The organism is Pseudomonas sp. EggHat1 (assembly GCF_014892995.1).
Taxonomy (GTDB): Bacteria; Pseudomonadota; Gammaproteobacteria; order Pseudomonadales; family Pseudomonadaceae; genus Aquipseudomonas; species Aquipseudomonas chaetocerotis.
Genome location: NZ_JACKQK010000011.1, coordinates 72,665 through 99,397, shown reverse-complemented (window position 1 = coordinate 99,397; position 26,733 = coordinate 72,665). Strand labels below are relative to the sequence as shown.

Below are 26,733 nucleotides of genomic sequence, written 5' to 3'. Positions count from 1 at the left end.
GGACAACGCGCAGCTTGTCCACCGTGACGACACCTGACCTGGACTATCCGTAGTTGTAACTAGGCTCTGTACGAAAAGTGCCTGCGCTCGGTGATGCTGCGTTAAAAACCGGCTCAGAATGCTCATTTACCACACGTAAACTGCGCTTCTTCGCCGTTTTTTGCCTTGCCTGACCTTCGCTCGACGACTTTTCGTACAGAACCTAGTGGCCGCCCTGCTCATCGATACGCAACTCCGGCAACGCCCTACCCGCCACCAGGCGCTCATCCACCAGACGAATCACCGCCGCCTCGTCCTTGATGCCATACCACTCACCCTGTGGATAAAGACTCGCGGTCGGACCCAGGTCGCAGGGGAACTGGCACTGGCTGCGGGTGATATGCACACCGCCCTCGCACTCCAGCTTGCCCGCGGCCTTGAGCCGCTGGCGCAGGGTTTTCCAAAGGCCCAGCGCACCCTTGCGCGTGCAGCGCGGGCCGTTGCACAGCAGCAGGCGCTGCGCATGCGGCGGGATCTGCGACCAGGCGTGATGGGCCGGCACAGGCGGCACATCGCTGCAGGGGAGATGCGCCTCGCGATGCGCAAGCAGCGCGCCTAGGCCATCGAGCCAGGTGTCCTCAAGCGCCGTGCAGACCACGAACACACCTGCCCCGTCGCCCCGTTCGGTAATGCGCTCGCGCAGCCAGTCGCGGTGCGCAGCATCGGCGCGCGGCTCCAGATCCACCACCAGCAATGGCCGTGGTGCCTCGTCTATCGCCTGCCAGAAGCCGTCCTGCTCCGTGTCATGCAGGTGCGCCTCGCCGAGCAGAGCTTCGATGCGCCGCTGCAAACGCTCGGCCGAGGCACCACGACCCAGGCCGGGGCCGATGAACAGAATGCGGGCGTAGGGGGTTTGGCTCATGACGGTCTCCAGAACGGGCCGGCAGTCTAGCAGCGCGTGTAGGGTGGATCGCGCTTTATCGATCCACCGTTGCGGTGGACGTGAAAAGCGACGTCCACCCTACGCAATTGCGCGCAGCGCGTAGGCCGTCGTTGGCGGGTTTACCTATGGTACCCACGCTCTGCGTGGGCACCTGCGCGTGTGACGCTCCGCGTCGTGCCTGGCGAGGTTGGTTGCTGTGCCAACGTGATTGGACGCAGAGCGTCCAGAGCTGAATTCCCACGCGGAGCGTGGGAACGATCAGCGGCAGCCATCCAGTTGCCGCTGAAGCGCCTCCCACAGGGCGTTCGGCTCAGCGAACTCACGCGTTGCCGATGGTACCCACGCTCTGCGTGGGCACGTCCAGAGCTGAATTCCCACGCGGAGCGTGGGAACGATCAGCGGCAGCCATCCAGTTGCCGCTGAAGCGCCTCCCACAGGGCGTTCGGCTCGGCGAACTCACGCGTCACCACCGGCAGCTCAGGCCGGCGCAACAACAACACCGGCAGACCCAGCTCACGCGCCACCTGCAACTTCGGCTCGGTGGACGCGCTGCCGCTGTTCTTGCTCACCAGCACGTCGCAGCGGATACGGGCGAACAGCGCACGCTCCTCGTCCAGCGTAAATGGCCCACGCGCACCGATGATCTCGGCGCGCGGCGGCGCCGGCTCGGCCTGCAGGCAGCGCACCGTCCAGTGCTGGTGCTCGGGAATCTCGTGCAGGTGCGCCAGCGGCTCACGCCCGGAGGTGAAGAATGGCCGCTCGAAAGGCGCCAGCGCGCGGGTCAGTTCATCCCAGTCGCCCACCTCGCGCCAGTCATCACCGGCGCCGGGTTGCCAGCCAGGACGACGCAGCGCCCAGCAGGGCACACCAGTGATCTGCGCAGCACGCGCCGCGTTATGGCTGATCTGCGCCGCATAGGGATGGGTCAGATCCAGCAGCAGCTCGATGCCTTCTGCGGCGATAAAGTCGGCCAGCCCTTCGGCGCCACCGAAACCACCCACACGCACCCGACACCCCAGATCGTCAGGCACTCGACCCAGGCCTGCCAGGCTGTACACCGTCTCCGGTCCCAACCGACGGGCCAGGCGCAGCGCCTCGGTGGTGCCGCCGAGCAGCAGGAAGCGCACCGTCACGGCTTGCGCACCGCCAGCAGGGTGATCGGCAGCGCTGCGCGCCAGGTGTCGAAACCGCCCAGCGGCTGTGCCTGGGCGACGGTCAGACGCAGCAGCTCGCCGCCCTGCTGTTCGCGGAAGGCCACCAGCGCCGCCTCGCTCTGAAGAGTCACAGCATTGGCCAGCAGGCGCCCGCCCGGCTTGAGCGCGGCCCAGCAGGCGTCCAGCACGCCAGGCACGGTAACACCGCCACCGATGAAGATCGCATCCGGTGCCGGCAGTCCGGCCAGCGCCTCGGGCGCATGCCCGGCGACCAGTTGCAGGGCCGGCACGCCGAGGGCGTCGCGGTTGTGGCGAATATGCGCCTGCCGCCCCTCGTTGGCCTCGATGGCGATGGCGCGGCAGGCTGGGTGCGCACGCATCCATTCGATGCCGATGGAGCCGCAGCCGGCGCCGACATCCCACAGCAGCTCGCCGGGCAGCGGCGCCAGGCGCGCCAGGGTCACTGCGCGCACATCGCGCTTGGTCAGTTGGCCGTCGTGGCGATAGGCCTCGTCCGGCAGGCCGCAGGTCGGCGGCAACAGCTGCGCTTCGGCGTCAGCCAGGCAGTCCACGGCCAGCAGGTTGAGATCGGCGCCACGCGGCAGGTTCCAGCTCGCGGCCAGGCCATCGAGGCGGCGCTCGTCAGGCCCGCCAAGGTGCTCCAGCAGGGTCAGGCGGCTGGCGCCGAAACCGCGCGCACGCAGGGCTTCGGCAACCTGTGCAGGCGTGTCGCCATCGGCACTCAATACCAGCAGGCGCGTGCCGGGATACAGCCGGGCATTGAGCGTGGCCAGCGGTCGCCCCACCAGCGACAGCACCTCCACCTCCTGCAATGGCCAGCCCAAACGCGCCGCCGCCAGCGACAACGAGGATGGCGCGGGCAATACCCGCAACTCGTCGGCAGGCACCTGGCGCGCCAGGCTGGCGCCGACGCCGTAGAACATCGGGTCACCACTGGCCAGCACGCACACCGCCTCGCCACGCCGCGCCAGCAGCGGTTGCAAGTCGAAGGGGCTGGGCCAGGTTTCCCGCTCGCCGCTGATGCACGGCGGCAGCAACGCCAGTTGGCGCGGCGCGCCGACGATGCGCGTGGCTGCCAGCAGCGCGCGGCGCGCGGCCTTGCCCAGGCCGGGATAGCCGTCTTCGCCGATACCGACCAGGGTCAACCAGGGTTTCATCCAATGTCCTCGCACAGGCCCGACGGACCGCCTGTCCGCGCTCCGGGCAAAGCGGGCATAATAGCGCCTTCGTCGGTGCCCCTTATAAAAGGGCCTAAGAGTCTGTTTACGATCTCGCGAGCTAGAGCCATGCAAGGCGCAACGACCAACGGGAGTAACAGCCAAAGGCTGGCCCGGAGGGTGAGCGCCAGCGAATAAAAGCAGGCGAGGAAGCGCAGTGTGCTGTAGCACATGAGCATTCCGAGTCTGCTTTTAACGCAGCAGGGCCGACGCGCAGCAGATCGTAGACAGGCTCGAAGAGGGAACACGGTAATACCGTGGCTGCCCCCGCAACTGTAAACAGCGAGTCTGCCGCAACCGCGCCACTGGATTTCCGGGAAGGCCGCGGCAGATAAAGACCTGTCAGCCAGGAGACCTGCCGACGAACGCTGGTCGCGAGTGCCAACATCGGGCGGGGTGTACCGATGCCATGAAGTCCCCGATGGGATTTCGCTGGTTCGGTCGCCGCGTCGTTATCCACAGGTGACCGCTTGCCCACATCCGTCCGCCCTTCCGCCTGCCCCGGTCTGCTGCGCATCGTCCCCGCGCTGGATGGCGGCATCTGCCGCATCAAGCTGCCTGGCGGTGTGCTGCGCTGTGCGCAGGCGCGGGCGATTGCCGAGGCAGCGCTGCTACATGCCAGCGGCGTGCTGGAGCTGACCAACCGCAGCAACCTGCAGATTCGTGGCGTGCTCCCCGGCCAGGAAAGCGCACTGATCGACGCCCTGCTGAGCGCCGGTCTCGGCCCGCGCGTGGCCGCCGCTGACGATGTGCGCAACCTGCTGCTCAGCCCTGCTGCCGGCCTCGACCCGCAGGCGCGAATGGACGTGCGCCCGCTGGCCAGCCAGTTGCTCGACCTGCTGCAGGACACTCCAGCGCTGCATGCCCTCTCCCCCAAATTCGCCCTGCAGCTGGACGGCGGCGAAGCCCTGGCCATGCGCGCACACCCCCACGACCTGTGGCTGGCCGCCGAGGATGAACAGCACCTGTTGCTGGGCCTGGCCGGCTGCCCCCTCGATACGCCATTGGCGCGAATCGAGGCGACCCAGGCGGTCACGCTGGTGCGCGAACTCCTGTTGCTGTTTCTCGAACTGGCGACCCCCGAGCAATCACGCATGCGCCAGTTGCTGACGCAGATCCCTGCCGACGAATTGCTGCAACACCTGCAGGCACGCCTGGATTTCACCCTGCAGGCCCCCCCGGCGTGGCAGCCTGCCGCAACGATCAAACACACGCCGGCAGGGATTTATCCACAGGCGCAAAATGGCCTGCACATGGTGTTGGCCAGCGCCCGGCTCGGTCGACTGCACGCCGAACAACTGCTGGCGCTGGCCGAGCTGAGCGAGCGCCACGGCGACGGCGAGCTGCGCCTGACACCCTGGCAAGGCGTGCTGCTGGGCAATGTGCCCGAACCCGCCAGCCGTGAACTGCTGGCAGCACTGGGCGAACTGGGCCTGCTGACCCACGTCGACGAGCCGCTGCTTGGTCTGGTCGCCTGTACCGGCTCGGCCGCCTGCGCACGCGGCCTGGCCGACAGCAAGCACCATGCCCTGCACCTGGCCGACCTGCTGCGCGAAAGCGGCGCGCGACCACAGGTGCACCTCAGCGCCTGCCCGCGCAGTTGCGCCAGCGCTCGCGTGCAGCCCTACACCCTGCTGGCCAGCACGCCCGACCACTACCAGCTCTATCAACGCACGCCCGAGGCGCCCGGTTTCGGCCGCCTGCTGGCGCCCGCCATGACCATCGACGAGGCCGGCGCCTGGTTCGCCCGCCAACACTCCGCAGGAACACCCGATGCTTGATTACATCCGCGACGGCCAGGAAATCTACCGCCGCTCCTTCGCCACCATCCGCGCCGAGGCCAACCTCGATGGCATCCCCGCCGACCTGGAAAAACTGGCCGTGCGCGTGATCCACGCCTGCGGCATGGTCGATGTGGTGCAAGACCTGCGCTTCTCCCCCGGTGCCGGCGCTGCCGGCCGTGCGGCCCTGCTGGCTGGCGCGCCGATTCTCTGCGATGCACGCATGGTCGCAGAAGGCATCACCCGCCCACGCCTGCCGGCCAATAACCCGGTGATCTGCACCCTGCACGATGCCGGCGTACCGGAGCTGGCCCGCGAAGTCGGCAACACGCGCTCGGCGGTGGCCCTGGAGCACTGGCGCGAACACCTGGAAGGCAGTGTGGTGGTGATCGGCAACGCGCCCACTGCGCTGTTCTACCTGCTGGAAATGCTCGACGCCGGCGCGCCGAAACCGGCGCTGATCATCGGTATGCCGGTGGGCTTCATCGGCGCCGCGGAATCCAAGGATGCCCTGGCCGCAGACAGCCGTGGCGTGCCTTACGTGATCGTCCGTGGTCGTCGTGGCGGCAGCGCCATGGCGGTAGCGGCGGTCAACGCCCTCGCCTCGGAGGTGGAATGATGGCTGGCCGTCTGCTTGGCCTCGGTGTCGGCCCCGGCGACCCCGAGCTGCTTACCCTCAAGGCCCTGCGCCTGCTGAAAAGCGCACCCGTGGTGGCCTACTTCGTGGCCAAGGCCAAGCACAACGCCGGCCATGGCGGGAATGCCTTCGGCATCATCGAAGAGCATCTGGACGCCGCCCAGCAGCGCCTGCCGCTGGTCTACCCGGTGACCACCGAGAAGCTGGCCCCGCCGCTGTCCTACGAGGATGTGATCGCCGATTTCTACGACACCTGCGCCGAGCAGATCGCCCGCCTGCTGGACGCAGGCCAGGACGTGGCGGTGATCTGCGAGGGCGACCCGTTCTTCTACGGTTCCTACATGTACCTGCACGACCGTCTGGCCGGCCGGTATGAGGTGGAGGTGGTGCCCGGCGTGTGCTCCATGCTCGGCTGCGCCTCGGTACTCGGCACGCCGCTGGTGTACCGCAACCAGAGCTTGAGCGTGCTGTCCGGCGTGCTCCCGGAGGACGAGCTGGAACAGCGCCTGCGCGACGCCGAAGCCGCCGTGGTGATGAAGCTCGGGCGCAACTTCGACAAGGTCCGCCGGGTGCTGCGCAAACTCGGTCTGGATGGCCGCGCTCACTATGTCGAGCGCGCGACCATGGCCAGCCAGAAGATCGTCGCGCTGGACGAGGTGGAGCCGATGGATTCGCCGTATTTCTCGATGATCCTGGTGCCTGGGCAGAAGTGGCGGGGGTGAACGCTCACACACTCTGGTGGATGAAAAAGGCGTCAGCTCCGTACTCGTTGATACACCGTCATTGTGGGAGGGGCTTCAGCCGCGACAATCGCCGCTGAAGCGCCTCCCACGGATCGCTGCCTGACCTCCCGGATGCAATCCGGGACAGCCATTCCCCGGATTGCATCCGGGCTACAGGATTTACCGCATGAACATCGTCATCCTCGGCGTCAGCGCGCTGGCCACTGCACACCGCCTCCAGGCGCTTTATCCACAGGCCGTGATCCATGGCCTGCGCGGGCGCGCCGACGGCGCCGAGCGCCACTACGACGATTTCGGCGACACCCTGCGCGCCCTGTACCGTGCAGGCGAGCCACTGGTGGCGCTGTGCGCCGCCGGCATCGTCATTCGCAGCCTCGCCCCGCTGCTCGCGGAAAAGGGCAGCGAACCGCCGGTGCTGGCCCTGGCCGAAGACGGCAGTGCCGTGGTGCCGCTGCTCGGTGGCCTGGCCGGGGTCAATCGCCTGGCCCGCGAGATCGCCGCGCACCTGGGCGTGACGGCAGCCATCACCACCAGCGGCGAACTGCGCTTCGGCACCTGCCTGCTGGAGCCGCCAGCCGGCTATGCACTGGCCGACCTGCAGCAGGGCAAGCGCTTCGTCAGCGACCTGCTCGGCGGCGAGACGGTACGCATCGAAGGCCAGGCGCCCTGGCTGGAGGCGGCGCAACTGCCTGTGGATAAAGCCGCCAGTCGGGTTATCCACATCACCGCAGAGGCGCGCCCTGCGCAACCGGATGAGTTGCTGATCCACCCGCGCTGCGCCGCCGCGCTGATCGAACAGCCCGGCGTCGACCTGCCCGCGCGCCTGCAGCAGACGCTGACCGCCGCCAAGCTGGCGCCGCAAGCGCTGGCCGTTCTGCTCGCGGACAAAGGCTGGATGACCAATGCCGAGCTGCACGCGGCAGCAGCCGAGTTGAACCTGCCGCTGCGCTTTATCCACAGCACATCCGCGCTGCCGCCCGAGCACCATATCGGCGACGGCCTGCGCCTGCTGCTGGACGAGCAGCCGCTGGAAATCGAGTGCCTTGGTCAGCGCCGTGGACGCCTGAGCGTGGTCGGCCTCGGCCCCGGCGCCGCCGAACACATGACCCCCGCCGTGCGCCGCGCCCTCGACGAGGCCGAAGACCTGCTCGGCTACGACACCTACGTGAAGATGGCTGGCCCGCTGCGCGCCGAGCAACGCCTGCACCCCAGCGACAACCGCGAGGAATTGCAGCGCGCCGCCCACGCCTTCGAGTTGGCCGCCACTGGCCGCCGGGTGGTGATGATTTCCTCGGGCGACCCCGGCGTGTTCGCCATGGCCGCCGCCGTGATGGAAGCGCTGGAAAGCCCGCAGGGCAATGCCTGGCACGGCGTCGAACTGGAGGTCTTGCCCGGCGTCTCCGCCGCCCTGGCCACTGCCGCCAAGGCCGGCGCGCCGCTGGGTCATGACTTCTGCCTGATCTCGCTTTCCGACAACCTCAAACCCTGGGCAGTGATCGAAAAACGCCTGCAGCACGCCGCCATCGCCGACCTGGCCATGGCCTTCTACAACCCGATCTCCAAGGCCCGCCCCTGGCAGCTCGGTCGCGCCCTGGAGCTGCTGCGCCAGCACCGCGAACCGCAGACCCTGGTGGTGCTCGGTCGCGATATCGGCCGCCCCGCCGAAGCGCTGCGCAGCCTCACCTTGGGTGAACTGACGCCAGAGATGGTCGATATGCGCACCCTGGTGATTATCGGCTCCAGCCAGACCCGCCGCTTCCCCCGCGCAGATGGCGGCGAGTGGGTCTACACGCCGCGCCGGTATCCCAACCCGTAGGAGCCCGCTTGCGGGCGATCCGGCACCGTCGAACACCTTGATCGCTGGCAAGCCAGCTCCTACGAAAGGCGCCTGCACAAACCTTCTAGCCCTGCGCACCGAACGCGGTAAGCTCAAGCGTTCACAGCACAAACGGGCAGCAGGCGATGAACGCGCAGTCATGGGTCGACCTCAAGCAGGATGCCGATACCGGTATCGAGGTGATCCGCGCGCATTTCGAGGGCCACGCCTACGATCCGCACTGGCACGACAGCTACCTGATCGGCTTCACCGAACAGGGCGTGCAGCAGTTCCATTGCCGTCGTGCGCTGTTCAGCAGCGTGCCGGGACAAACCTTCTTCCTCGAGCCCGGCGACATCCATGACGGCCATGCACCGACACCGGGCGGCTTCACCTACTCCACCCTCTATCTCGAGCCAGCCTGGCTGGAGCGCGCGCTGCCGGCGCTGTTCGAGCAGGCGCCCAGCGATTGCCTGCCCGGCGTACCACGCACCCAGCCGGACGACCCCGGCCTGCTGCCGTGCATCGCCAATGCCCTGCAGGCGCTGAGTGACGACGAGCCGCGCATGGTGCGCGACGCCGCACTGGATGCGCTGCTGGAGCGGATCTCGCGCAGCCTGCACTGGCGCCAGCGCCTGCCGGGCAACCCGCAGATCGCCAGCGTGGCCCTGCGCGCACGCGAGTACCTGCATGCGCACTTTCACCAGAACATCGGCCTCGACGAACTGGCGCACGTCTGCGGCGTCGACCGCTTTCGCCTGAGCCGCGCGTTCAAGGCAGCCTTCGGCATCGCCCCACACGGCTACCTGATCCAGCTGCGCCTGGTACGCGCCCGCCGCCTGCTGGCCCTCGGCACGGCGCCAGCGGATGTCGCCAGCGACCTGGGTTTTGCCGACCAGAGCCACCTGGGCCGCTGGTTCCGCCGCGCCAACGGTCTCACCCCGGGCGCCTACCGCAACCTCTGCACAAAGCTTCAAGACCACTGAGATAGCTGCCCGGACAATCGCGCCATATCCCGATATGGAGCGATGCCAGATGTCTTTCACTGCCCGCCGGGCTCTGCCATGAACCAGTGGCTGCCCTTCATCCTTTTCGCCTCAGTGGCCTCGATCACCCCCGGCCCGACCAACCTGCTGATCCTCGGCAGCGCCGCCCGCTTCGGTCTGTCCATCGCGCTGACCATCGCCGTGGGCGCCAGTCTCTCGGCCAGTCTGATGCTGCTGGTGGTCGGCCTGGGCCTCGGCGAACTGCTGGCCCGCGCCCCGCTGTTGCAGACGGTGATGACCTGGGCCGGATCGGCCTGGATCAGTTGGATGGCCTGCAAGCTGATGCGCGCCGACACCGCCAGCCTGGACGAGCGCAGCATCGACCAGCGCCAGGGTTTCGCCCAGGGCGCCGGCCTGCAACTGATCAATCCCAAGACCTGGCTGATGACCGTCTCGGTCACGGCGATCTTCCTCGATGGCCAGGCCTCGTTCGGCGCGGTAGCGAGCTACGCGACGCTGTTCCTGCTGGTGTCGACGCCCTGCCTCATCGTTTGGGGTCTGCTCGGCGCTGGCGGTGCGAAGCTGCTGCGACAACCGGCCAGGCTGCTGCTGTTCAACCGCTGCATGGCTGTGTTGCTGCTCGCTTCGGTTTGGCTGCCGCTGCTGGCAAGCCTGTAGGAGCGCCGCCCCGGCGCGAAGCGATTGCGGACACCGCCATGCCGGCGTTGCCCTGACATTCGCCGCGAGGGCGCGGCGCCTACAAGTTGGAGGAGTTTGCGCCGCCCTGACGGCGGAAGGTGCCGGGCGCCAGGCCGAAACGCTGGCGGAACAGCTTGCCCAGGTGGCTGGCATCGCTGACGCCAATCTCGTCGGCGAGTTGCGCCAGGCTGTGGCTGGAATTGAGCAGGCGCCAGCGCACGTGCTGAAGGCGCAGCTCGTTCCAGTATTCGCGCGCACTCATGCCCTGGCTGGCCTGGAACAGACGGTCGAGCTGACGACGACTGATGCCGACGCTGGCCGCCAGCTGCTCGATGCCGTCGGCACTGGCCAGGCCGTGGCGCATCAGGGCGATGGCGCGGTCGACATGGCGCTCACCGCTCGACGTCGAGTGCAGCGAACGCAGCGCGTGCTGACCGCTGCGCGTCTCGTCCACCAGCATGTCGGCCAGGCCCTTGAGCGCACGCGCCCGGCCGCTGCCCTGGGCCAGCAGCTCCACTGCCAGGTCGATGGCCGCCGTGCCTCCCGCGCAGGAGATCCGCGCGCCATCGAGGCAATACAGACGCTCGCGGGCCAGGCGCAGGTGCGGAAAACTGGTGCGGAACTCCGCCTCATGGCGCCAGTGCACCGCCACCCGATGGCCGTCGAGCAGGCCGCAGGTGGCGAGCAGAAAGCTGGCGTTGTCGATCGCTACCAGCTTCACTCCGGCGCGCGCCGCACGACGCAGCAATGGCTGGTAAGCCGGTGCCAGCGCGGCGGTGGCCTGCGCGCTGCGCCCGCCGAACAATACCAGGTAGTCGTAGTCGGCCAGCTTCAGCTCATCCGGCGTAGCCTCGATGCGCAGCGCCGCACCACTGCTGGACAGCACGTGCCCCGGCTGCAGGCCGAGGATCGTCCAGGCGCAGTAGCGCTGGCGGCTGTAGTCCTCGTCGTCGGCGCTGAAGCGCAACTTGTCGAGAAAACCACCGAACGGCAGCAGGGCGAACTCCGGCAACGGCAGCAGGAGAAACCGCAGATCAGGTTCTTCGGCCATGCTCAGTCCAGAATCAACCGTTAGATGGCCAGAATCTACCTCATTCTTGCCCCTGCCGCTGACTAGACTGGCCGCGCACTCACAGGAGACCCGCATGGCCCTCGAACTCTGGCTCGTCTACTTCGTCGCCACCCTCGGCCTGGCGCTGACGCCCGGCCCCAACAGCCTGCTGGCGCTGACCCACGGCGGGCTGTATGGCGCACGCATGGCGCTGGCCACCATCCTCGGTGGCGTGGTCGGCTTCAGCACGCTGATCGCCCTGGCCATGTTCGGCCTCGGCGCCCTGCTCAAGACCGCGCCCAGCGCACTGCTGGCGCTGAAGTGGATCGGCGGCGCCTACCTGATCTGGCTGGGCGTGCAGCTGTGGCGCTCGCCGCCGATGAACCTGACGCTGGCCGATAGCGGCGCCCGTCCCAGCGCCGTCCGGCTGTTTCGCCAGGGCCTGCTGTCGGCACTGTCGAACCCCAAGGTGATCCTGTTCTACGGCGCCTTCCTGCCGCAGTTCGTCGACCCGCAGCGCGGCCTGGCCGTGCAGTTCGTGGTGATGGCGGCAACCTTTGCCGTGGTCGAGTTTCTCGTCGAGCTGTTGCTGGCGCTGCTGGCCGTTCGCGTACGCCCCTTGTTGCAGCGCGGCGGCCGTGCCTTCAATCGCAGTTGCGGCGTGCTCTTCGTGCTGATCGGCGTGGCGTTGCCGCTGGCGCGCTGATGCAAGGAAGGACGGTTGCGAGTGTTACCTGCCTCACAGCCTGAGGACGCAACCTTGCCAGGATGGCGCTGACCGATAGAATGCCGACCTACCGATGCACCGGACGAGCAGCGTCCGGGCACATCCAACCAGCGATTAAGGACGATCAATATGCGGCATTTTCACTGCCTGCCAGTAGTTTTCTCCGCTCTGATGCTCGGCTGTGCCAGCACGCCCGAGCAGCACGACACGACTGCGGATCTCAACGCCACCCTGCCGCAGTTGACGCTGAAGACGGTACTGCCCCCTGCGCAGGCAAATTCGTACTGCACAGCGCAAATGGACAGCGACATTCTCTACGGCTTGGGCACGCAGCTGTTCAACGCCAACGACACGGCAAACGCCAAAAGCTGCCTGATTTTCGCCGCGCCCGAACACAACCGGGCCTTCTGCTACCTGTCGCTGATTGCCGATAGAGACCCGGAAAAATCCCAGGCCGAGAAGGATCAGGAGTCCTTCAACTACATCGCCTATGCCGCGAGCCGCAACGATTGGTGCGCAGAGTACGGCATGTGGCGCATCTACCAGATCGGCAGCAAAGGCGTGGAGCAGGACCCTGAGCTTGCCAAGCGCTGGCTGGAGCGCTCGGCTCTGCATGGCTATGGTGAATCGCAAAACGCTCTTGCCTATCGCTACGAAGCGGACGAGGACTTGGCCGCCAGCCTGGCCTGGTCACGCATCGTCGGCGACGACCACGCCGAACAGCAGGAGCAGCTGCGTCAGAAGATGGATGCCAAGCAGCTTGCTGCCAGCGACAAGCTCTATGAGAGCCTGCAGAAGCGGGTCATCAGCAAGGAAGCCATGTACGCAGAAGCGCGCGAAGAGGATATCGGTCGCTACTCGGCGACCATCCACCTCAACGATCCCGAGGTTCTGCAGGGCATGGAGACGGAGCAGCGTCGCGACTTCATCCGCCAGGCCATGTTCACCGCGCTGGAACTGCCCTACATAGAGACGCGCGAGCAGGTCACCCTGTACATGGTGCTGTCGCGCCGTGCCCAGATGCTCGAACCGGGTGCCGACATCCTGCAGAACCCGCAACTGGTGGCGCTCCTGCAGGATACGCAGCTGTCGTTTGAGCAGGCGAATGCCGATGCTCGGCGGATCATCGAAAGCACTTATCGCTGAAACGCCCTCTCCAGGGCCCATGATCCTCAGCATGGGCCCTGTCACTTCAGGCCTTGAGCGCCTCGCCAATCGCGTAGTAATGCCCGCCCGCCACGTGATGCAGGCTGCGCAGGCTCGGGTCGGCCGTTTCGAAATGCCAGCGGCCGTCGCGGAACACGCGCTCGTCCGCCCAGGCCGCGATCACCTCGCCGATGAACAGGTCGTAGGCCTGCTGGTTGTGCGGCTCATCGAGCAACCGGCAGACCAGCCAGGCCGAGCAGCCCGCCACCAGTGGCAGGTCGTGACTTTCCATCGTGAACAACTCGACGCCGGCATGGACCAGCTTCGCCGGATCGTCGGCCAGACTGGCGTTGCCCACCGCCTGGGTCAGTTGCAGTTGCGCCACGGTCGGCACCTGGATGGCGAACAGGCCGCTGCCCTCGATCAGCGCGCGGGTGCGGGTGGCCTTGTCCAGCACCAGGGTAAGCTTCGGCGGGTCGAAATCCAGGGCGCAGCACCAGGCCGCCGCCATGACGTTATCCACAGCCTGATGACGAGCCGACACCAGCACGGTGGGGCCGTGGTTGAGCAGGCGGTAGGCCTTGGCCAGGTCGACGGGACGGATGGGCGCGCTCATGCAGACTCCTGATAACGAAAAAGGCGCTCGCATGCTGGCCTGTGAAGGCCAGCATCGCAAGCGCCTGCCGCAGCAGCGGTGAATCAGAACTCCTGCACGGTCGGGCGCAGGACGATCTCGTTGATGTCGACGTCGGCCGGCTGTTCGATGGCGTAGGCGATGGCGCGCGCCACCGACTCAGCCGGAATCGCCTGCTTGTAGAAGTCGACGACGAAGTCGCGGCTCTGCTGGTGGGCACTGCCAAACTTCAGCTCGGAGTCCACCGCGCCCGGCTCGATGGTGGTGGTGCGGATGCTGCCGCCCACTTCGTGACGCAAACCTTCGGAGATGGCGCGCACGGCGAACTTGGTGCCGCTGTAAACGGTACCACCGGGGCTGAACACCTTGATCCCGGCCACCGAAGCGATATTGATGAAGTGCCCGGCGTTCTGCTGCTGGAACACCGGCAGTGCAGCAGCGATGCCGTAGAGCACGCCCTTGATGTTGATGTCGATCATGCGCTCCCACTCCTCGACGCGCACGTCGCTCAGTGGCGCGATGGCCATCAGCCCGGCGTTGTTGACCAGCACATCGACGCGGCCGAAGGTGTCCAGTGCGCCCTGGATCAGCGCCTTGACCTCATCGGCGCGGGTCACGTCGGTCTGGTAGGCCACGGCCTCGCCGCCAGCGGCAGCCAGCTCGCTGACAAGCTGCTCGAGACGCTCCTTGCGCCGCGCCGCCAACACCACCTTGGCGCCCAGTTGGCTGAGGTGACGCGCGGTGGCTTCGCCCAGGCCGCTGCTGGCGCCGGTGATAACCACGACCTTGCCGGAAATGTTGTTGCTCATGGGTAAGCCCTCTCTCGATTCGTTGGAGTGTCCGTGCCGTACGCCGGACATGGGCTCACGTTAGAGGTGATTTCAGTTTCAATGAATGGAAGAGTTTGGATTAGGCTATTCCACATTCTGGAATACAGAGGCGCCCCGACATGCTCAATCGCATGGAGATGATCCGCATCTTCTGCAGCGCGGCCGACTGCAGCAACTTCCGCGAGGCAGCAACTCGCCTGGGGGTTTCCCCGCAGGCGGTGACTCGCGCGATCAAGGCGCTGGAGGAGGAGCTCGGCGAGATTCTCTTCCACCGCAACACCCGCCAGGTGCATATCACCGCTTTCGGCGAGGCCTATGCGGTGCGCGCCCGGCAGATGCTGGAGGATTTCGACGCGCTGTTTCGCGGCCACCGCGCCGATGCCGAATCGGCCATCGCCGGGCGCATCGGTATCACCGCGCCGCAGGCCATCGGCAAGCGCTTTCTGGTGGCGTTCCTGCAGCCCTTGCTCAAGCAGCACCCACAGCTGGTACTGAACCTGCGCCTGGAGGACGAGATCACCGACGCGGTGGAAGCGCAGATCGACATCGGCATCCGCGTCGGCTTCCTGCGTGACAGCCGCTACGTCGCTCGCGCCCTGGCACCCGTGCCCCTGCAGGTGGTGGCCACGCCGGAACTGATCGCTGCCAGCGGCGCGCCGCGCGATCTCGACGAGTTGCAGCAACGGCCGCTGTCGGTGCTGATCGACCGCAAGAACGGCCGTCCCTGGCCATGGACATTCGCCCACGGCCCCAGCCTGCACCCGCCCGCGCCCGCGCTGGTGTGTGACGACCCCGAAGCCGAGCTGGAAGCCGTGCTTGCCGGCCTGGCCTACGGCCAGTTGCCTGCCTACCTGGCGCAGCCGTACCTGCAAAGCGGCCACCTGCAGGCGGTGCTGACGGAGCAGGCGCCCGATCCCTGGCAGCTGTTCATCTACCGCCCACAGCAAGGTCCCGTGCCACCGCGTGTACGCCTGGTGTTCGATCACCTGCGCGCCTGCTTTTCCGATCCGGCGCAGTTTCCCCAGGGCTGAGGTCGCTCACGGCAACGCCGCTGTCGCCTGCGAAGCGCCCGCCCCGGCCATCGCTCCGTAACCTGCCTGAAGCCGTCTAAATCAGGGATCAGGAGCGTCGCATGAATGCTATCAACACAGGCCAGCAGGTCAGCCCGGCCACCTTGCACAAGGTGATCGCCGCCTCGGCCATCGGCAATTTCGTCGAGTGGTTCGACTTCGCCGTCTACGGTTTTCTCGCCGTGACCATCGCCTCGCTGTTCTTCCCGCCGGGCAATCCGACCCTGGCGCTGCTGCAGACCTTCGCCGTGTTTGCCGTGTCGTTTGCCCTGCGCCCGCTCGGTGGCATCGTCTTCGGTATTCTTGGCGATCGCATCGGACGCAAGCGCGTGCTGTCGATCACGGTGCTGCTGATGGCCGGCGCCACCACGCTGATCGGCCTGCTACCGACCTTCGCCAGCATCGGCCTGTTCGCCCCGCTGCTGCTGGCGCTGGCGCGTTGCCTGCAGGGTTTCTCCGCCGGTGGCGAGTATGCCGGCGCCTGCGCCTTCGTGATGGAGCACGCGCCCACCGAGCAGAAGGCGCGTTATGGCAGCTTCGTACCAGTCTCGACCTTCATGGCGTTCGCCTGCGCGGCCGGGCTGGTGTTCGGCATGGGCTTGTGGCTGGATGAAGCGCAGATACAGGCCTGGGGCTGGCGCGTACCCTTCCTGATCGCCGCACCGCTGGGCCTAGTCGGCTTGTACATGCGCTTGCGCCTGGACGAATCACCGGCCTTCCAGGCCCTGACGGCGCAGCCTCATCCGGAACATTCGCCGCTGCGCGAAACCTTGCGCGAGCACGGCGGCACCGTGCTCTGCCTGTCGGCATTCATCTCCGCCACGGCGCTGTCGTTCTACATGTTCACCACTTACCTGACCACCTACATGCAGGTGGTCGGTGGCGCAGCACGGCCGGTGGCTTTGCTGGCCAGCCTGATCGCGCTGTTCTTCGCCGCCCTGCTGTGCCCTTTCGTTGGTCGCTACTCGGATCGCGTTGGCCGCCGCCGCACCATCCTGACTGCCGGGGTGGCGCTGATTGTCGCGGTATATCCGGCCTTTACCCTGGCCGCCTCGGGCACCCTGCTGGCTTCAGCCCTGGGCGCCATGCTGCTGGCCGTCGGTGCAGTGATCTGCGGCGTGGTAACCGCCGTGCTGCTGTCCGAGCAGTTCCCCACCCGCGTGCGCTACACCGCCTCGGCGTTCACCTACAACCTGGCCTACACGATCTTCGGCGGCACCGCGCCGCTGATCGCCACCTGGCTGATCGAGGCAACCGGCAATCGCATGTCGCCGGCCTACTACCTGATCGTCATCGCCCTGCTGGCCCTGGCGGGGGGCCTGGCACTGCCCGAGTCGTCGAGGCGGCCGCTGAACTATCAACCGGCCTGAGACCTCTCCACGCTTGACTCAAGGCTGCGGCGCACAGGCCGCAGCCTACCTGCTGCCACTCGGCGGGCGCTGGCCGTCATTGATGGCCAGGCAGCGAATAGGACCGTTGCGCAAAGTGGATCAATAAAAATCCGCGAAAATGGATCTATGTGGCTAGGCCACTGCTGCGTACATTCGTCCTCACCGTGCCGCAGTGGTTCTGCCAGTTGCAGAGGGGCATCGGTTTCTTCTCAACTCGCATACGGATGATGACCATGAGCCAGCGCCTCGACTACTTTGCACTCTCTCCCAAGGCCTCCGGCAAGTACGCCGAATTCTCCATGCTGCTGACCCGCAGCCCATTCCTCGCGCCGCTGGCTCATCTGGTCATGCTGCGTGCCTCGCAGATCAATGGCTGCGCCTTCTGCGTCGACATGCACGTCAAGGAAGCGAAGATCCATGGCGAGCGCGAGCTGCGCCTGCACCATGTCGCCGTCTGGCGCGAATCGCCGCTGTTCTCCGCGCAGGAGCGCGCCGCACTGGAGTGGACCGAAGCCCTGACCCAGCTGTCGCCGCATGGCGTGTCCGACGCCATCTACGCCAGCGTACGCGAGCAGTTCTCCGAGCAGGAACTGTCGGACCTGAGCTTCCTGGTGGTCGCCATCAATGGCTGGAATCGCCTGAGCGTGGCCTTCCGTAACGTGCCGGGCTCCGCCGACAAGCAGTTCGGCCTGGACAAGGCTGACCTGGCCTGAAGCACGATCTCAGAGAGGTTACGCCCATGCCTGCATCTATCCGCGTGCTGCGCCTGATCAGCAGCACGCGTGGCGCTGAATCAGAAAGCCTGCGTCTGTCTCACCTGGTGCTCGACGGCCTCGCTGGCCGGCACTCACTGGCAGTGCAGGACGTCGACCTCAACGATCTGCAACATGTCGATCGGGACTATGCCATGGCTCTGGCGTCTCCCTCTGACAGTGACCAGACAGAGCCCGGCAGCGCCCTGCGCCGCTCCGCCGAGCTGATCCGTCAGCTCGACGAAGCAGATGTGCTGCTGATCGCCACCCCCATGCACAACTACACCGTCCCCTCGACACTCAAGGCCTGGGTCGATCACATCGTGCGGATTCGCATGACATTCAACGGCACACCGCAAGGCAAGGTTGGCCTGCTACGTGATCGCCCGGTGTACGTGGCATTGGCCTCAGGCGGGCTGATCAACGGCGAGCAGGCGCGGCAGCCAGACTTCCTGCGCCCCTACCTGCAGGCGGCCCTGGCCACGGTGGGCCTCAGGAACATGCACTTCTTCTGTGTGGAGGGTACCGCCAGAGGTGAGCAGGCCCTGCTGGAAGCCCGCGCCGTGGCGCAGTCACAGGTAGCCGCGTTTTTCGCTGCCGAGTGAAACGGCTGGCAACACGCCAGGCATCTGAGCGAAGGATTCTGTAGGGTGGCGGGCGATGGTGACGAATCGCCTGCGTCATCCATCAGACAGACTCGTAGCCCGCTCAATGGAACCTTCGCATGTTGCCCCAGCCGCTATACGCTCGACCGGCCCGCCTGGCCCTGCTGACCTTAAACTGCCTGGCAGCGCCAATCGCCCTGGCTCAGCAGCCCATGCAACTGGACGCCATGCAAATCAGCGGCGCACCGCTGAGCGAAATCGAGACCGCGCAGGAAGCGCTGAAACAGGTCCCCGGCGCCACCAACCTGGTGGACATGGACAAGGTCGAGCAGGGCCGCGTGGCCGGCGTCGCCGACGTGCTGGCCTACCAGCCGGGCGTCTACGCGCAGTCGCCCGGCAACGAGGGCGTCAAGATCAGCGTGCGCGGCTCGGGCATCAACCGTGGCCCCGGCTCGCATGCCTCCGGCACCCATATCCTGCTCGACGGCCTGCCGCTGACCGGCTCTGGCGGCACACCCTATGAGCTGCTGGAACCCCTGTGGATAAGTCGCGCTGACGTGCTGCGTGGCGCCAATGGCTTCGATCGCGGCTCGCTGGCTCTGGGCGGCGCCATCGACTACATCACCCACACCGGCTACACCGCGCCCAAGCTGCAACTGCGCTATGAAACCGGCAGCTACGGTTACCAGAAACGCAACATCGCTTCCGGTCAGGTGCTGGGCGATTTCGACTATTACCTCGCCCTCACCGACAGCCACACCGATGGCTATCAGGATCACTCATCGGGCAAGGGCAAAGGCGTGGCCGCCAACTTCGGCTATCGGCTCAACGAGAATCTGGAGACGCGCTTCTACCTGCGCTACCGCGAAACCGAGCACGAAACGCCGGGCCGCCTGAGCAAGGCCCAGCTCAAGGACGACCCACGCCAGGCCGCTGCGGCCAACCTGCGCATCGACGCCCACCGTGACCAGCCCGGCAGCACCTGGCTGGCCAACAAGACCACCTGGCGCATCGACGACGACTCCACCCTGGTCGCCGGCCTGGCCTATCACCACTACCCCATGGATATCACCGAGACCGCCTACCGAGGCGGCGCCTACCGTATCCGCGTGGACTATAGCGACGTCAGTGGCAGCCTGAATTACACGCGCCGGCATACCCTGTTCGGGCTCAACAGCAGCACCACCATCGGCTGGCGCACCACCACCAACCTGCCGAGCAGCAAAGCGAAAGAGACCGCAGCGTTGCCGATCAACGTCAACGGCACGCCCTATCCGGCCGGCACCCTGATGCGCGCCTACGAGCACCTGGGTTCAGACAGCGTGCTGCATATCGGTAACGAGCTGGAGCTGACGCCTGACCTGTGGCTGACCAGCGGCCTGGCGCTGATCCATACCCGCCGCGACGTGCAGGTGACCTGGCCAGCCAACGACGACAAGCTCGACGAAAGCACCTGGGACTACGCGCCACGTATCGGCCTGCGCTACCAGCTCAATCCCGATGTGCAGCTATTCGGCAATATCAGCCGCTCGGTAGAACCGCCACATGCCTGGTCGATGCTCTGGAGTTCTCCACTGCGATTTTCCAGCACCACCACGCAGCCCTATGCCGCGCGCCAGCGCGCCGCCATCAGCCTGGATAACCAGACCGCCACCACCTTCGAGGTCGGCGGGCGCGGCGATTCCGCACTGGGCCAGTGGGAGCTGACCTACTACTACTCGCAGGTACGCCATGAACTGCTCACCGTCGAGATCGAGCCCAACGTCTTCGCCGAATCCAACGCCAGCCCCACCGTGCACCAGGGCATCGAAGCCGGCCTGACCAGCCCGCTGTGGCAAGGTGGCGCCGCTGGCGTCCTGAGCCTGCGCCAGGCCTACACCTTCAGCGACTTCCATTACCGCGACGACGATGCCTTCGGCGACAACCGCCTGCCTGGCCTGCCACGCCACTACTACCAGGCCGAACTGCGCTACGACCACCCGAGCGGCTTCTATGCCGGCGTGAATACTCAGTACGCCTCCAGGGTCGCGGTGGACTATGCCAACTCCTACTACGCCGATGCCTACGCCACCTTCGGCGCCACCCTCGGCTACGCCTCACCCAAGGACGACTGGCAAACCTGGCTCGACCTGCGCAACCTGACCGACAAGCGCTATGCCGCCACCGTGACGCCGGGCTATGACGACAACGGCGCAGACGTGGCGCGCTCCACGCCCGGGGAAGGGTTTGGGGTGTATACGGGGGTTTCCTGGAGTTGGCTGTGAGGTGGACTTGAGCCTCGCGAAAGGGGTCGGTAAACCGATCCCTTGTACCTAGGCCCGCACATCCACCCTGCTGACCTGCCCCTGAGACCGCTGGATGATTTGCAAAGCGGATTCCAGCATTCTCTGAGTCGCTCCGTCATTACGCGATTGTGCGCCCTCGATGCCGTCTCGAATCTTCTGCGTGAAATCGTGACGCGCGCCATCACGTTCGGCAGGTATCTCGCCACTGAGGCTGCCTACCGGAATTTTCATGGTCATAGCCATGAAGGGCCGACTGTCATCAAGTGACATTTCCCCGTTGCTGATTTGAGTATTGACCCAATCACGCATTTCCTGGCGGGTCATGCTGGTGAAATCACTCTGTTTGGTGCCATCAATCTGAGTGGCAGATTGAGCGGCCAAAGAGGGCGTAGCAACTGAATGATTGGCGGAAGTTTGCTGGCGCTGACTCACGTATGGGTAGCTTGTTCCTGCATCGACTCTCATCGAAACCATGCCTCCTGCACGTTATTGACAAGATCACCTGAGGCAAGACTCGCGCCAAGCAAAACTGTTCACCCAGCCACCCCGAGGGACAACAGAGGGCTAGCCTCGTACGCATTCAACTGATTGACGAAGAACGGCAAGGTATTGCCTAACAACGGCAGCCTTTTGCCTGGAGTGACGCCTGCAATTCGACCACATCAATCACGGATAGCCATAGGCATCACTGCCTATCCAAGCGAGCGACCATATCCGGACACTGTTCGGTCGGTTTAATCAGCAGCGCCGCTTGTGGACTAGCGCATAGGGTAGACAAGACTCTTCTTGTCCACCCTTGATGACCTGGGCACGTCAGCCTCCGGGTTATAGTCGGGCTTTACCTGTGAGGTTCGTGATGAGCCAGCCCTACACCACCTACTACCTGGAGATGACCAGCACCGAGCAACTGCGCGTCAAACCTCAGCGCAGCGACCTGCAGATCATTGAGTGCGAAGAGCCGCAACCGGCGCTCAACCGCTTCCTCTATCAACTGGTCGGCTCGACCTGGGAATGGGGTGACCTGGACGACTGGAGCGACGCACAGTGGCGCACCATGGTGGAAAACGAAGCACACCGTACCTGGGTCGCCTATCACCGTGGCGCCATCGCCGGTTACTACGAGCTATTCCGTCCTGACAGCCACAATACGGAGATTCGTTACTTCGGCCTGGCTCCACAGTTTCTCGACCGCGGCTTCGGTGGCCCACTACTTAGCCATGCCATTCAATCGGCCTGGCAATGGCCGGGGACTGAGCGCGTTTGGGTACACACCTGCACCTTCGATCATCCGGCGGCCCTGGCCAACTATCAGGCGCGTGGTATGCGGATTTATCGGGAAGAAATCAGCGACTTGGAAAACCCCAATTGAGTCGTTGAACGACAACAGAGCGAGAACAGCATGGACTGCATGATCAGGCTTGCGACGAAAGAGGATGCGGCGGCGATCAGCCGTATCGTGATCACCGCGTTACGCGAGTCGAACGCTCAGGACTATCCACCCGAGGTGATCGCCCAGGTAGAGAAAAGCTTCACACCCGAAGCTATGGCTGTATTGCTCAACAAGCGCAAGGTTTTCGTCGCCTTGATGCACGACGATCTGATCGCCACCGCCAGCCTCGACGGCGATGTTGTCAGAACGGTCTTCGTCGAGCCCGACCATCAGGGCAGCGGAGTGGGTCGCAAGCTAATGGAGACGATCCATGCCGAAGCGCAGAACGCCGGGACGCCCACGCTGCTGGTGCCGTCATCACTGACCGCAGAAGGCTTTTACGCCAGCCTGGGCTATCGGAAAATTCGCGATGAGCTCCACGGTGCGGAACGCACTGTCGTGATGGAAAAATCGCTGAAGACTTACTGAAAACACGAGTACATAGGGTGGACAACGCTCTTCTTGTCCACCGTCCTAACGTCATCCCTGCGCCGAACCGTTCTTGCGCAGCAAACTGAGGCAAGGCATTTGAACCAGTGATGAACATTTCATAGGCCGTACCAACGTAGACGCCTCGGTAGATTCGCAAGCACTGGCCGGACCAAGAGGTGGTATCCGTCGTCTCATCAGGACTTGTCTCATTGCGAAAACTCAACAGTAAGTTACACTTATCGTCACTTACCGTTGAGTTATTCCGATGAGTCAACGCCGCGAAACAGTCCAGCCCATACGCCGCCTCCATGACGGCCTGAGCAGCTTGGCGAATGCCGAACGCTACCTGTTCACGCCTTCGGATATGCGCGCTCTGGTTCCGGACATTTCCGCCGAGGCCTACCGCGCATTGCTCAGCCGGGCTGCCAGGGACGGCAAGCTGGAGCGCATCTGCCGTGGCCTCTACTTCTATCGGCCAGCCAAACCGACAACCGGCCTGTTGCTGTTTCATGCTGCGGCGCGCCTGCGCGCACATGAATTCAACTACATAAGCCTGGAAACGGCGCTGAGCGACACGGGCATCATTTCGCAGATACCGATGAACTGGATCACGCTGATGTCGTCGGGCCGCAGCAGCCTGATCAAATGCGGTTCGTGGGGCACCATCGAATTCGTTCACACCGCGCAGAAAGCCGAAGCGCTCTCGGGACAGCTCGATTACGACAGCAAATGCCGAATGTGGCGAGCCAAGCCTGCGCTGGCCATCCGCGACATGAAGGCGGCGAAAAGGAATCTCGACCTGATCGACTGGAGCATCGCCAATGAGCTTGTTTGACCAACTGGTAGACCAGGCCATCGGCAACCTGCCTGACCTGGCCAACCTGCGCGTCGTGGTAGAAAAGGAACTGCTGCATCACGACATCATGCTGGTGTTGAGCGAGGCCGGCCTGCTCGAGAAGCTCTGCTTTATCGGCGGAACCTGCCTGCGGGCTTGCTATGGCTCCAATCGCCTGAGCGAGGATCTGGACTTCACGGGTGGCGCCGATTTCAACCGGGACGACTTCGCCCAGATGAGTGAAGCACTGATCCAAAAGTTGCAGGCGAAATACAGCCTGCGTGTAGACGTCAGCGAACCGAGCAAGGAGTCCGGCAACGTTGATACCTGGAAGCTGAAGGTGCAGACACGTCCTGACGCACGCAACCTGCCAGCCCAACGCATCCATATCGATATCTGCGCCATCCCGAGCTACATCAGCACGCCCAGAGCGCTACTCAACCCCTATGGCGTGGACATGGGCACCCAAGGCCTGATCCTCAACGCAGAAGCACTCGAGGAAATCCATGTCGACAAGATCCTGGCATTCGTTCTGAGGCAGGGGCGGATCAAGAGCCGCGACCTCTGGGATCTGCTCTGGCTGAAACAGCAAAAGATAGAACCAGCCCTGCAGTTGCTGCCCGACAAACTCAACGACCACCGGGTGCAAACTCGCGACTTCCTGGAAAAAGCTGCGCAGCGCTCAGCTACGCTGATCAACGACCCGCAGGTGAAGACGGATTTTCGCAGCGAAATGCAGCGTTTCCTGCCAATCCAACTCGTTGAACAGACGGTGAACGACGACAGATTCTGGGCTTATCTGATCGACGAGGTTCCCCGCTTGATACGCCGCGCGCAAAACAGCCTCGACCCCGCAGAGGATTCCAGCCACTTCATGATGTAAGCGGGCTGCTCTTGCACAGGCGTAGGGAGGACAGCGCTCTTCTTCACCGCGCCTCATGTTACGCCTCCGCCACACCCTCTTTGCGCAGCAGATAACTGTCCATGATCCACCCATTGCGCTCGCGCGCCTCGGCGCGGGTGGTGGCGATGTGTTCAGCCACTGCGTCCAGCGGGCCGGCGATGAGGATTTCATCGGCGGTGCCGACGTAGGCCCCCCAGTAGATATGCAGGCCGTGGCCGACGAAGCGGCGGTAGGTGTCCTTGGCGTCGAGCATCACCGCCACGCTGTCCACGCCCTGCGGCCAGCCTTCGGCGAGCAGGCGGCCGGTGGTGATTTCCACGGCGCGGCCGATGCTGTTGAGCGGGATGCGGTGACGCGCGGTCAGCGCCTGCAGGCTGGTGATGCCTGGGATGACGTCGTAGGTGAAATCACTACGGCGCGCGGCGATGGCTTCGATGATGCGGATGCTGCTGTCATACAGCGACGGGTCGCCCCAGACCATGAAGGCTGCCGTCTCGCCATCGGCCATCTGCTCGTCGAGCAGTTGCTCGAACACCGCCTGCTTGTCACGGTTGAGTTCATCGACGCTGGCGCGGTAGTCGGCAGCATCGCGTTCACGTTCCGGCTGCTGGCCTTCGGCGAAACGCGGCGTGCGGCCATCGAGAAAGCGCGCGCAGATCTCCCGGCGCAAGGCGTTGAGCTTGTGCTTGGCCGCGCCCTTGTCCATCAGGAAGATCACATCGCTGCGGCGCAGCGCCTTGATCGCCTGGTAGGTGATGTAGTCCGGGTCGCCGGCACCGATACCGACCAGCAGCAGGGTTTTCATGGGGTTCTCCAGGTAACGGACAACCCGTAGGAGCCGGCTTGCCGGCGATCATCACCCGCGAGGCTAGGCGCCCCCGCGGCTCCTACAGGCAGTAGATCATCGATATGGTGGTACTCGGCCTGTAGCGCCTGCGCCAGCTGGCGGGCACGGCCCAGGCGGATGGGCGCGCGTTCGGTGTCGAGCAGCAGGGTCGGACACGGCAGCGGCGCCAACGCTGGAAGATCACGCAAACGGCCATCGGTCAGGATCAGCAGGCGCTGGCGCTCGTTCGGTTTCGCGCGCTGGCGGCGCAGCAGCCAGTCGCCGGCCTGATTCAGCGCGTCGAGCAGCGGCGTGCCGCCTCCTGCGCCCAACTCGTGCAACCAGCGATGCAGCTCGGCGCTGGCCTTGCGCCCCTGCCACAACCATTGCGCTTCGCGGCCACCAGCCTGCAGCACGGCCAGGCGCACACGCTGGCGATAGGCGCTGTCGAACACTTCGGTGAGCACGCCCTTGGCCCGGCTCAGCGCACCATGGCGCCGGGTCGAGGCAGAAGCATCGACCAGCACCAGCCAGAGTTCCTCAGCCTGCTGGCTGCGCGGGCGCAGTACCAACTGTTCGCGGCGTTGCGGTCGGCCCTGGCGCAGGGTCGCCGCCCAGTCGATACGACCGTGCACGCCAGCACGGGCAGCGCCGCGATGGCCGCCGCCGAGTCGTCCGGGCCGGTTACGGGCATCCGCGCCAGTGGCTGTGCGCGGGCGGATGCTCAGGGCTTTTTTGGCCAGCGCGGCGGCACCCGCCGCTCACCCATGGCCTGCGGCTGCGCCGGCAGCTCGCCCCACTGGCCTTCACCCTGGCTCTGTTCCTTCGCCTGTTGCGGCGCCTGGCTCTGCTCGGGCGGCGTGGCAGCAGGCGGTTGCGACTGGCGACAGCGATGGCGCAGGACAAAGTCCTCCACCGCATCGATATCCACAGGCTCGATAGCCGCCGCGCCACGCCAGGCCGCATGGGCACGGGCAGCGCGCAGCCAGACCAGATCGGCGCGCAGGCCATCGACGCTGGCGGCGAAGCATCGTTGGCTGATCTCGCCCAGCGTTGCGTCATCCAGCGGGATACCGGCCAGGCGCTGGCGGGCATTGCGGCAACGTTCGGCCAGGGCGTCCTGCTCGCCCTGCCAGCGTTGCAGAAAGGCGGCGGGATCAGCATCGAAGGCCAGGCGACGGCGCACGATCTCGGCGCGCTCAGCCGGCTGCGGCTGGCCATCCAGAGCCAGGTTGAGGCCGAAGCGGTCGAGCAGTTGCGGGCGCAACTCGCCCTCTTCGACGTTCATGGTGCCGATCAGCACGAAGCGCGCGGCGTGGCGATGGGAGATGCCGTCGCGCTCGACGTGGTTGACCCCGCTGGCGGCGGCATCGAGCAGCAGATCGACCAGATGATCGGGCAGCAGGTTGACCTCATCCACATACAACACGCCGCCATCGGCACGAGCCAGCAGGCCAGGGGAAAACTGCGCGCGGCCCTCGCCGAGGGCCGCATCCAGATCCAGGGTGCCAACGATGCGCTCCTCGCTCGCCCCCAGCGGCAGGGTGACGAAGCGCCCACCGTCGAGCAGATCGGCCAGGCCACGAGCCAGCGTGGACTTGGCCATGCCACGCGGGCCTTCGATCAGCACGCCGCCAATGGCCGGGTCGATGGCCGCCAGGCACAGCGCCAGCTTCAGCGAATCGGCGCCGACCACGGCGGCGAGGGGGAAATGATGCTCGGTCATGGCAGTGATCCGTGGAGTTGAGCGGTCGCACCTGGCTTTTGTGGGAGGGGCTTTAGCCGCGAGCATGTCGCCGCTGAAGCGCCTCCCACAATGGGCACGCTGCACCCGTAGGGT

27 protein-coding genes and 1 riboswitch are annotated in these 26,733 nt (G+C 65.5%); of the genes, 17 read left to right on the top strand and 10 right to left on the bottom strand.

Annotated elements, in window-relative coordinates; all coding sequences use genetic code 11:
• Positions 1-202: 202 nt before the first annotated feature.
• From INS93_RS17410 to cbiE, 3 genes are all read right to left on the bottom strand, one after another.
• Positions 203-901, bottom strand: a complete 699-nt coding sequence (locus INS93_RS17410; RefSeq protein WP_192984283.1) for a (2Fe-2S) ferredoxin domain-containing protein — start codon at positions 899-901, stop codon at positions 203-205.
• A gap of 416 nt (positions 902-1,317) precedes the next feature.
• A complete protein-coding gene (locus INS93_RS17405) occupies positions 1,318-2,055 on the bottom strand; it encodes a cobalt-precorrin-6A reductase (RefSeq protein WP_192984281.1) in 738 nt (245 codons plus the stop codon).
• A complete protein-coding gene (gene cbiE / locus INS93_RS17400) occupies positions 2,052-3,254 on the bottom strand; it encodes a precorrin-6y C5,15-methyltransferase (decarboxylating) subunit CbiE (protein WP_192984279.1) in 1,203 nt (400 codons plus the stop codon). Before cbiE ends, INS93_RS17405 begins: the two co-directional genes overlap by 4 nt.
• Before the next feature lie 250 nt (positions 3,255-3,504).
• Positions 3,505-3,692: riboswitch (cobalamin riboswitch) on the top strand.
• 92 nt (positions 3,693-3,784) lie between these two features.
• Here cbiE and cobG point away from each other — a divergent pair.
• The 6 genes from cobG to INS93_RS17370 all read left to right on the top strand — a co-directional run bounded on the left by cobG (position 3,785) and on the right by INS93_RS17370 (position 9,955).
• Positions 3,785-5,095 carry a precorrin-3B synthase gene (gene cobG, locus INS93_RS17395; protein ID WP_192984277.1) on the top strand — a complete coding sequence of 437 codons (1,311 nt, stop codon included), beginning with the start codon at positions 3,785-3,787 and terminating at the stop codon, positions 5,093-5,095.
• Positions 5,088-5,714, top strand: coding sequence for a precorrin-8X methylmutase (locus INS93_RS17390; RefSeq protein ID WP_192984275.1), 627 nt, complete (start codon positions 5,088-5,090; stop codon positions 5,712-5,714). Before cobG ends, INS93_RS17390 begins: the two co-directional genes overlap by 8 nt.
• On the top strand, positions 5,711-6,454 hold the full coding sequence (locus tag INS93_RS17385; protein ID WP_192984272.1) for a precorrin-2 C(20)-methyltransferase: 744 nt from the start codon (positions 5,711-5,713) through the stop codon (positions 6,452-6,454). Before INS93_RS17390 ends, INS93_RS17385 begins: the two co-directional genes overlap by 4 nt.
• A gap of 187 nt (positions 6,455-6,641) precedes the next feature.
• Complete coding sequence (gene cobJ / locus INS93_RS17380) at positions 6,642-8,291, top strand: precorrin-3B C(17)-methyltransferase (RefSeq protein WP_192984269.1); 1,650 nt, start codon at positions 6,642-6,644, stop codon at positions 8,289-8,291.
• Between the two features lie 146 nt (positions 8,292-8,437).
• Entirely contained in the window at positions 8,438-9,277 is an 840-nt protein-coding gene (locus INS93_RS17375) for an AraC family transcriptional regulator (RefSeq protein WP_192984267.1), read from the top strand.
• A 78-nt stretch (positions 9,278-9,355) separates the two neighbouring features.
• Positions 9,356-9,955 (top strand): LysE family translocator, encoded by a 600-nt coding sequence (locus tag INS93_RS17370; protein ID WP_226945587.1) that lies wholly within the window; start codon positions 9,356-9,358, stop codon positions 9,953-9,955.
• A gap of 79 nt (positions 9,956-10,034) precedes the next feature.
• Here INS93_RS17370 and INS93_RS17365 read toward each other — a convergent pair whose 3' ends face one another.
• A complete protein-coding gene (locus INS93_RS17365) occupies positions 10,035-11,027 on the bottom strand; it encodes a GlxA family transcriptional regulator (RefSeq protein ID WP_192984262.1) in 993 nt (330 codons plus the stop codon).
• Positions 11,028-11,121: 94 nt separating this feature from the next.
• Between INS93_RS17365 and INS93_RS17360 the strand changes: the two genes are divergently transcribed.
• Together INS93_RS17360 and INS93_RS17355 are read left to right on the top strand one after the other, a co-directional pair.
• On the top strand, positions 11,122-11,733 hold the full coding sequence (locus tag INS93_RS17360) for a LysE family translocator (protein WP_192984259.1): 612 nt from the start codon (positions 11,122-11,124) through the stop codon (positions 11,731-11,733).
• 150 nt (positions 11,734-11,883) lie between these two features.
• The gene (locus INS93_RS17355) at positions 11,884-12,900 is read left to right on the top strand and encodes an SEL1-like repeat protein (protein WP_192984257.1); all 1,017 of its coding nucleotides are present in this window, start codon (positions 11,884-11,886) and stop codon (positions 12,898-12,900) included.
• A gap of 46 nt (positions 12,901-12,946) precedes the next feature.
• On the opposite strand, the gene INS93_RS17350 is transcribed toward INS93_RS17355, so the two are convergent.
• Both INS93_RS17350 and INS93_RS17345 read right to left on the bottom strand, forming a co-directional pair.
• The gene (locus tag INS93_RS17350) at positions 12,947-13,516 is read right to left on the bottom strand and encodes a flavin reductase family protein (protein WP_192984255.1); all 570 of its coding nucleotides are present in this window, start codon (positions 13,514-13,516) and stop codon (positions 12,947-12,949) included.
• Between the two features lie 83 nt (positions 13,517-13,599).
• Positions 13,600-14,343: an SDR family oxidoreductase gene (locus INS93_RS17345; protein ID WP_192984253.1), complete on the bottom strand. Its 744-nt coding sequence runs from the start codon at positions 14,341-14,343 to the stop codon at positions 13,600-13,602.
• Positions 14,344-14,483: 140 nt separating this feature from the next.
• On the opposite strand from INS93_RS17345, the gene INS93_RS17340 reads away from it, so the two are divergent.
• From INS93_RS17340 to INS93_RS17320, 5 genes are all read left to right on the top strand, one after another.
• Positions 14,484-15,395 (top strand): LysR family transcriptional regulator, encoded by a 912-nt coding sequence (locus tag INS93_RS17340; RefSeq protein WP_192984251.1) that lies wholly within the window; start codon positions 14,484-14,486, stop codon positions 15,393-15,395.
• 101 nt (positions 15,396-15,496) lie between these two features.
• Positions 15,497-16,804: an MFS transporter gene (locus tag INS93_RS17335; protein WP_192984249.1), complete on the top strand. Its 1,308-nt coding sequence runs from the start codon at positions 15,497-15,499 to the stop codon at positions 16,802-16,804.
• 245 nt (positions 16,805-17,049) lie between these two features.
• Complete coding sequence (locus tag INS93_RS17330; RefSeq protein WP_226945600.1) at positions 17,050-17,538, top strand: carboxymuconolactone decarboxylase family protein; 489 nt, start codon at positions 17,050-17,052, stop codon at positions 17,536-17,538.
• Positions 17,539-17,564: 26 nt separating this feature from the next.
• Positions 17,565-18,182 carry an FMN-dependent NADH-azoreductase gene (locus tag INS93_RS17325; RefSeq protein ID WP_192984245.1) on the top strand — a complete coding sequence of 206 codons (618 nt, stop codon included), beginning with the start codon at positions 17,565-17,567 and terminating at the stop codon, positions 18,180-18,182.
• 119 nt (positions 18,183-18,301) lie between these two features.
• Positions 18,302-20,446 (top strand): TonB-dependent receptor domain-containing protein, encoded by a 2,145-nt coding sequence (locus tag INS93_RS17320; protein WP_192984243.1) that lies wholly within the window; start codon positions 18,302-18,304, stop codon positions 20,444-20,446.
• 48 nt (positions 20,447-20,494) lie between these two features.
• Here INS93_RS17320 and INS93_RS17315 read toward each other — a convergent pair whose 3' ends face one another.
• A complete protein-coding gene (locus INS93_RS17315; RefSeq protein ID WP_192984240.1) occupies positions 20,495-20,932 on the bottom strand; it encodes a hypothetical protein in 438 nt (145 codons plus the stop codon).
• A gap of 391 nt (positions 20,933-21,323) precedes the next feature.
• On the opposite strand from INS93_RS17315, the gene INS93_RS17310 reads away from it, so the two are divergent.
• From INS93_RS17310 to INS93_RS17295, 4 genes are all read left to right on the top strand, one after another.
• The gene (locus INS93_RS17310) at positions 21,324-21,836 is read left to right on the top strand and encodes a GNAT family N-acetyltransferase (RefSeq protein ID WP_192984238.1); all 513 of its coding nucleotides are present in this window, start codon (positions 21,324-21,326) and stop codon (positions 21,834-21,836) included.
• Positions 21,837-21,866: 30 nt separating this feature from the next.
• Positions 21,867-22,325 (top strand): GNAT family N-acetyltransferase, encoded by a 459-nt coding sequence (locus tag INS93_RS17305; RefSeq protein WP_192984235.1) that lies wholly within the window; start codon positions 21,867-21,869, stop codon positions 22,323-22,325.
• 268 nt (positions 22,326-22,593) lie between these two features.
• Positions 22,594-23,163, top strand: a complete 570-nt coding sequence (gene abiEi / locus INS93_RS17300; protein WP_160018713.1) for a type IV toxin-antitoxin system AbiEi family antitoxin — start codon at positions 22,594-22,596, stop codon at positions 23,161-23,163.
• Positions 23,150-24,046, top strand: coding sequence for a nucleotidyl transferase AbiEii/AbiGii toxin family protein (locus INS93_RS17295; protein WP_192984232.1), 897 nt, complete (start codon positions 23,150-23,152; stop codon positions 24,044-24,046). Before abiEi ends, INS93_RS17295 begins: the two co-directional genes overlap by 14 nt.
• Positions 24,047-24,104: 58 nt before the next feature.
• Here the strand turns inward: INS93_RS17295 and cobF are convergent, their stop codons facing one another.
• The 3 genes from cobF to INS93_RS17280 are packed head-to-tail and all read right to left on the bottom strand — an operon-like array spanning position 24,105 to position 26,619.
• On the bottom strand, positions 24,105-24,872 hold the full coding sequence (gene cobF, locus INS93_RS17290) for a precorrin-6A synthase (deacetylating) (protein WP_192984230.1): 768 nt from the start codon (positions 24,870-24,872) through the stop codon (positions 24,105-24,107).
• Positions 24,869-25,636, bottom strand: coding sequence for a VWA domain-containing protein (locus INS93_RS17285; protein WP_319017560.1), 768 nt, complete (start codon positions 25,634-25,636; stop codon positions 24,869-24,871). Before INS93_RS17285 ends, cobF begins: the two co-directional genes overlap by 4 nt.
• Positions 25,618-26,619, bottom strand: coding sequence for an ATP-binding protein (locus INS93_RS17280; protein ID WP_192984227.1), 1,002 nt, complete (start codon positions 26,617-26,619; stop codon positions 25,618-25,620). The genes INS93_RS17285 and INS93_RS17280 overlap by 19 nt, the downstream gene beginning before the upstream one ends.
• Positions 26,620-26,733: the final 114 nt, after the last annotated feature.

Bases quoted from the DNA above. Each gene is read 5' to 3' on its own strand.
- INS93_RS17410 (WP_192984283.1), bottom strand. From the start codon at position 901: ATGAGCCAAACCCCCTACGCCCGCATTCTGTTCATCGGCCCCGGCCTG.
- INS93_RS17355 (WP_192984257.1), top strand. From the start codon at position 11,884: ATGCGGCATTTTCACTGCCTGCCAGTAGTTTTCTCCGCTCTGATGCTC.
- INS93_RS17335 (WP_192984249.1), top strand. From the start codon at position 15,497: ATGAATGCTATCAACACAGGCCAGCAGGTCAGCCCGGCCACCTTGCAC.
- cobF (WP_192984230.1), bottom strand. From the start codon at position 24,872: ATGAAAACCCTGCTGCTGGTCGGTATCGGTGCCGGCGACCCGGACTAC.
- INS93_RS17360 (WP_192984259.1), top strand. From the start codon at position 11,122: ATGGCCCTCGAACTCTGGCTCGTCTACTTCGTCGCCACCCTCGGCCTG.
- abiEi (WP_160018713.1), top strand. From the start codon at position 22,594: ATGAGTCAACGCCGCGAAACAGTCCAGCCCATACGCCGCCTCCATGAC.
- INS93_RS17330 (WP_226945600.1), top strand. From the start codon at position 17,050: ATGATGACCATGAGCCAGCGCCTCGACTACTTTGCACTCTCTCCCAAG.
- INS93_RS17320 (WP_192984243.1), top strand. From the start codon at position 18,302: ATGTTGCCCCAGCCGCTATACGCTCGACCGGCCCGCCTGGCCCTGCTG.
- cobJ (WP_192984269.1), top strand. From the start codon at position 6,642: ATGAACATCGTCATCCTCGGCGTCAGCGCGCTGGCCACTGCACACCGC.
- INS93_RS17315 (WP_192984240.1), bottom strand. From the start codon at position 20,932: ATGAGAGTCGATGCAGGAACAAGCTACCCATACGTGAGTCAGCGCCAG.
- INS93_RS17310 (WP_192984238.1), top strand. From the start codon at position 21,324: ATGAGCCAGCCCTACACCACCTACTACCTGGAGATGACCAGCACCGAG.
- INS93_RS17365 (WP_192984262.1), bottom strand. From the start codon at position 11,027: ATGGCCGAAGAACCTGATCTGCGGTTTCTCCTGCTGCCGTTGCCGGAG.
- INS93_RS17375 (WP_192984267.1), top strand. From the start codon at position 8,438: ATGAACGCGCAGTCATGGGTCGACCTCAAGCAGGATGCCGATACCGGT.
- INS93_RS17370 (WP_226945587.1), top strand. From the start codon at position 9,356: ATGAACCAGTGGCTGCCCTTCATCCTTTTCGCCTCAGTGGCCTCGATC.
- INS93_RS17325 (WP_192984245.1), top strand. From the start codon at position 17,565: ATGCCTGCATCTATCCGCGTGCTGCGCCTGATCAGCAGCACGCGTGGC.
- INS93_RS17390 (WP_192984275.1), top strand. From the start codon at position 5,088: ATGCTTGATTACATCCGCGACGGCCAGGAAATCTACCGCCGCTCCTTC.
- INS93_RS17340 (WP_192984251.1), top strand. From the start codon at position 14,484: ATGCTCAATCGCATGGAGATGATCCGCATCTTCTGCAGCGCGGCCGAC.
- INS93_RS17345 (WP_192984253.1), bottom strand. From the start codon at position 14,343: ATGAGCAACAACATTTCCGGCAAGGTCGTGGTTATCACCGGCGCCAGC.
- INS93_RS17350 (WP_192984255.1), bottom strand. From the start codon at position 13,516: ATGAGCGCGCCCATCCGTCCCGTCGACCTGGCCAAGGCCTACCGCCTG.
- INS93_RS17280 (WP_192984227.1), bottom strand. From the start codon at position 26,619: ATGACCGAGCATCATTTCCCCCTCGCCGCCGTGGTCGGCGCCGATTCG.
- INS93_RS17295 (WP_192984232.1), top strand. From the start codon at position 23,150: ATGAGCTTGTTTGACCAACTGGTAGACCAGGCCATCGGCAACCTGCCT.
- cbiE (WP_192984279.1), bottom strand. From the start codon at position 3,254: ATGAAACCCTGGTTGACCCTGGTCGGTATCGGCGAAGACGGCTATCCC.
- INS93_RS17305 (WP_192984235.1), top strand. From the start codon at position 21,867: ATGGACTGCATGATCAGGCTTGCGACGAAAGAGGATGCGGCGGCGATC.
- INS93_RS17385 (WP_192984272.1), top strand. From the start codon at position 5,711: ATGATGGCTGGCCGTCTGCTTGGCCTCGGTGTCGGCCCCGGCGACCCC.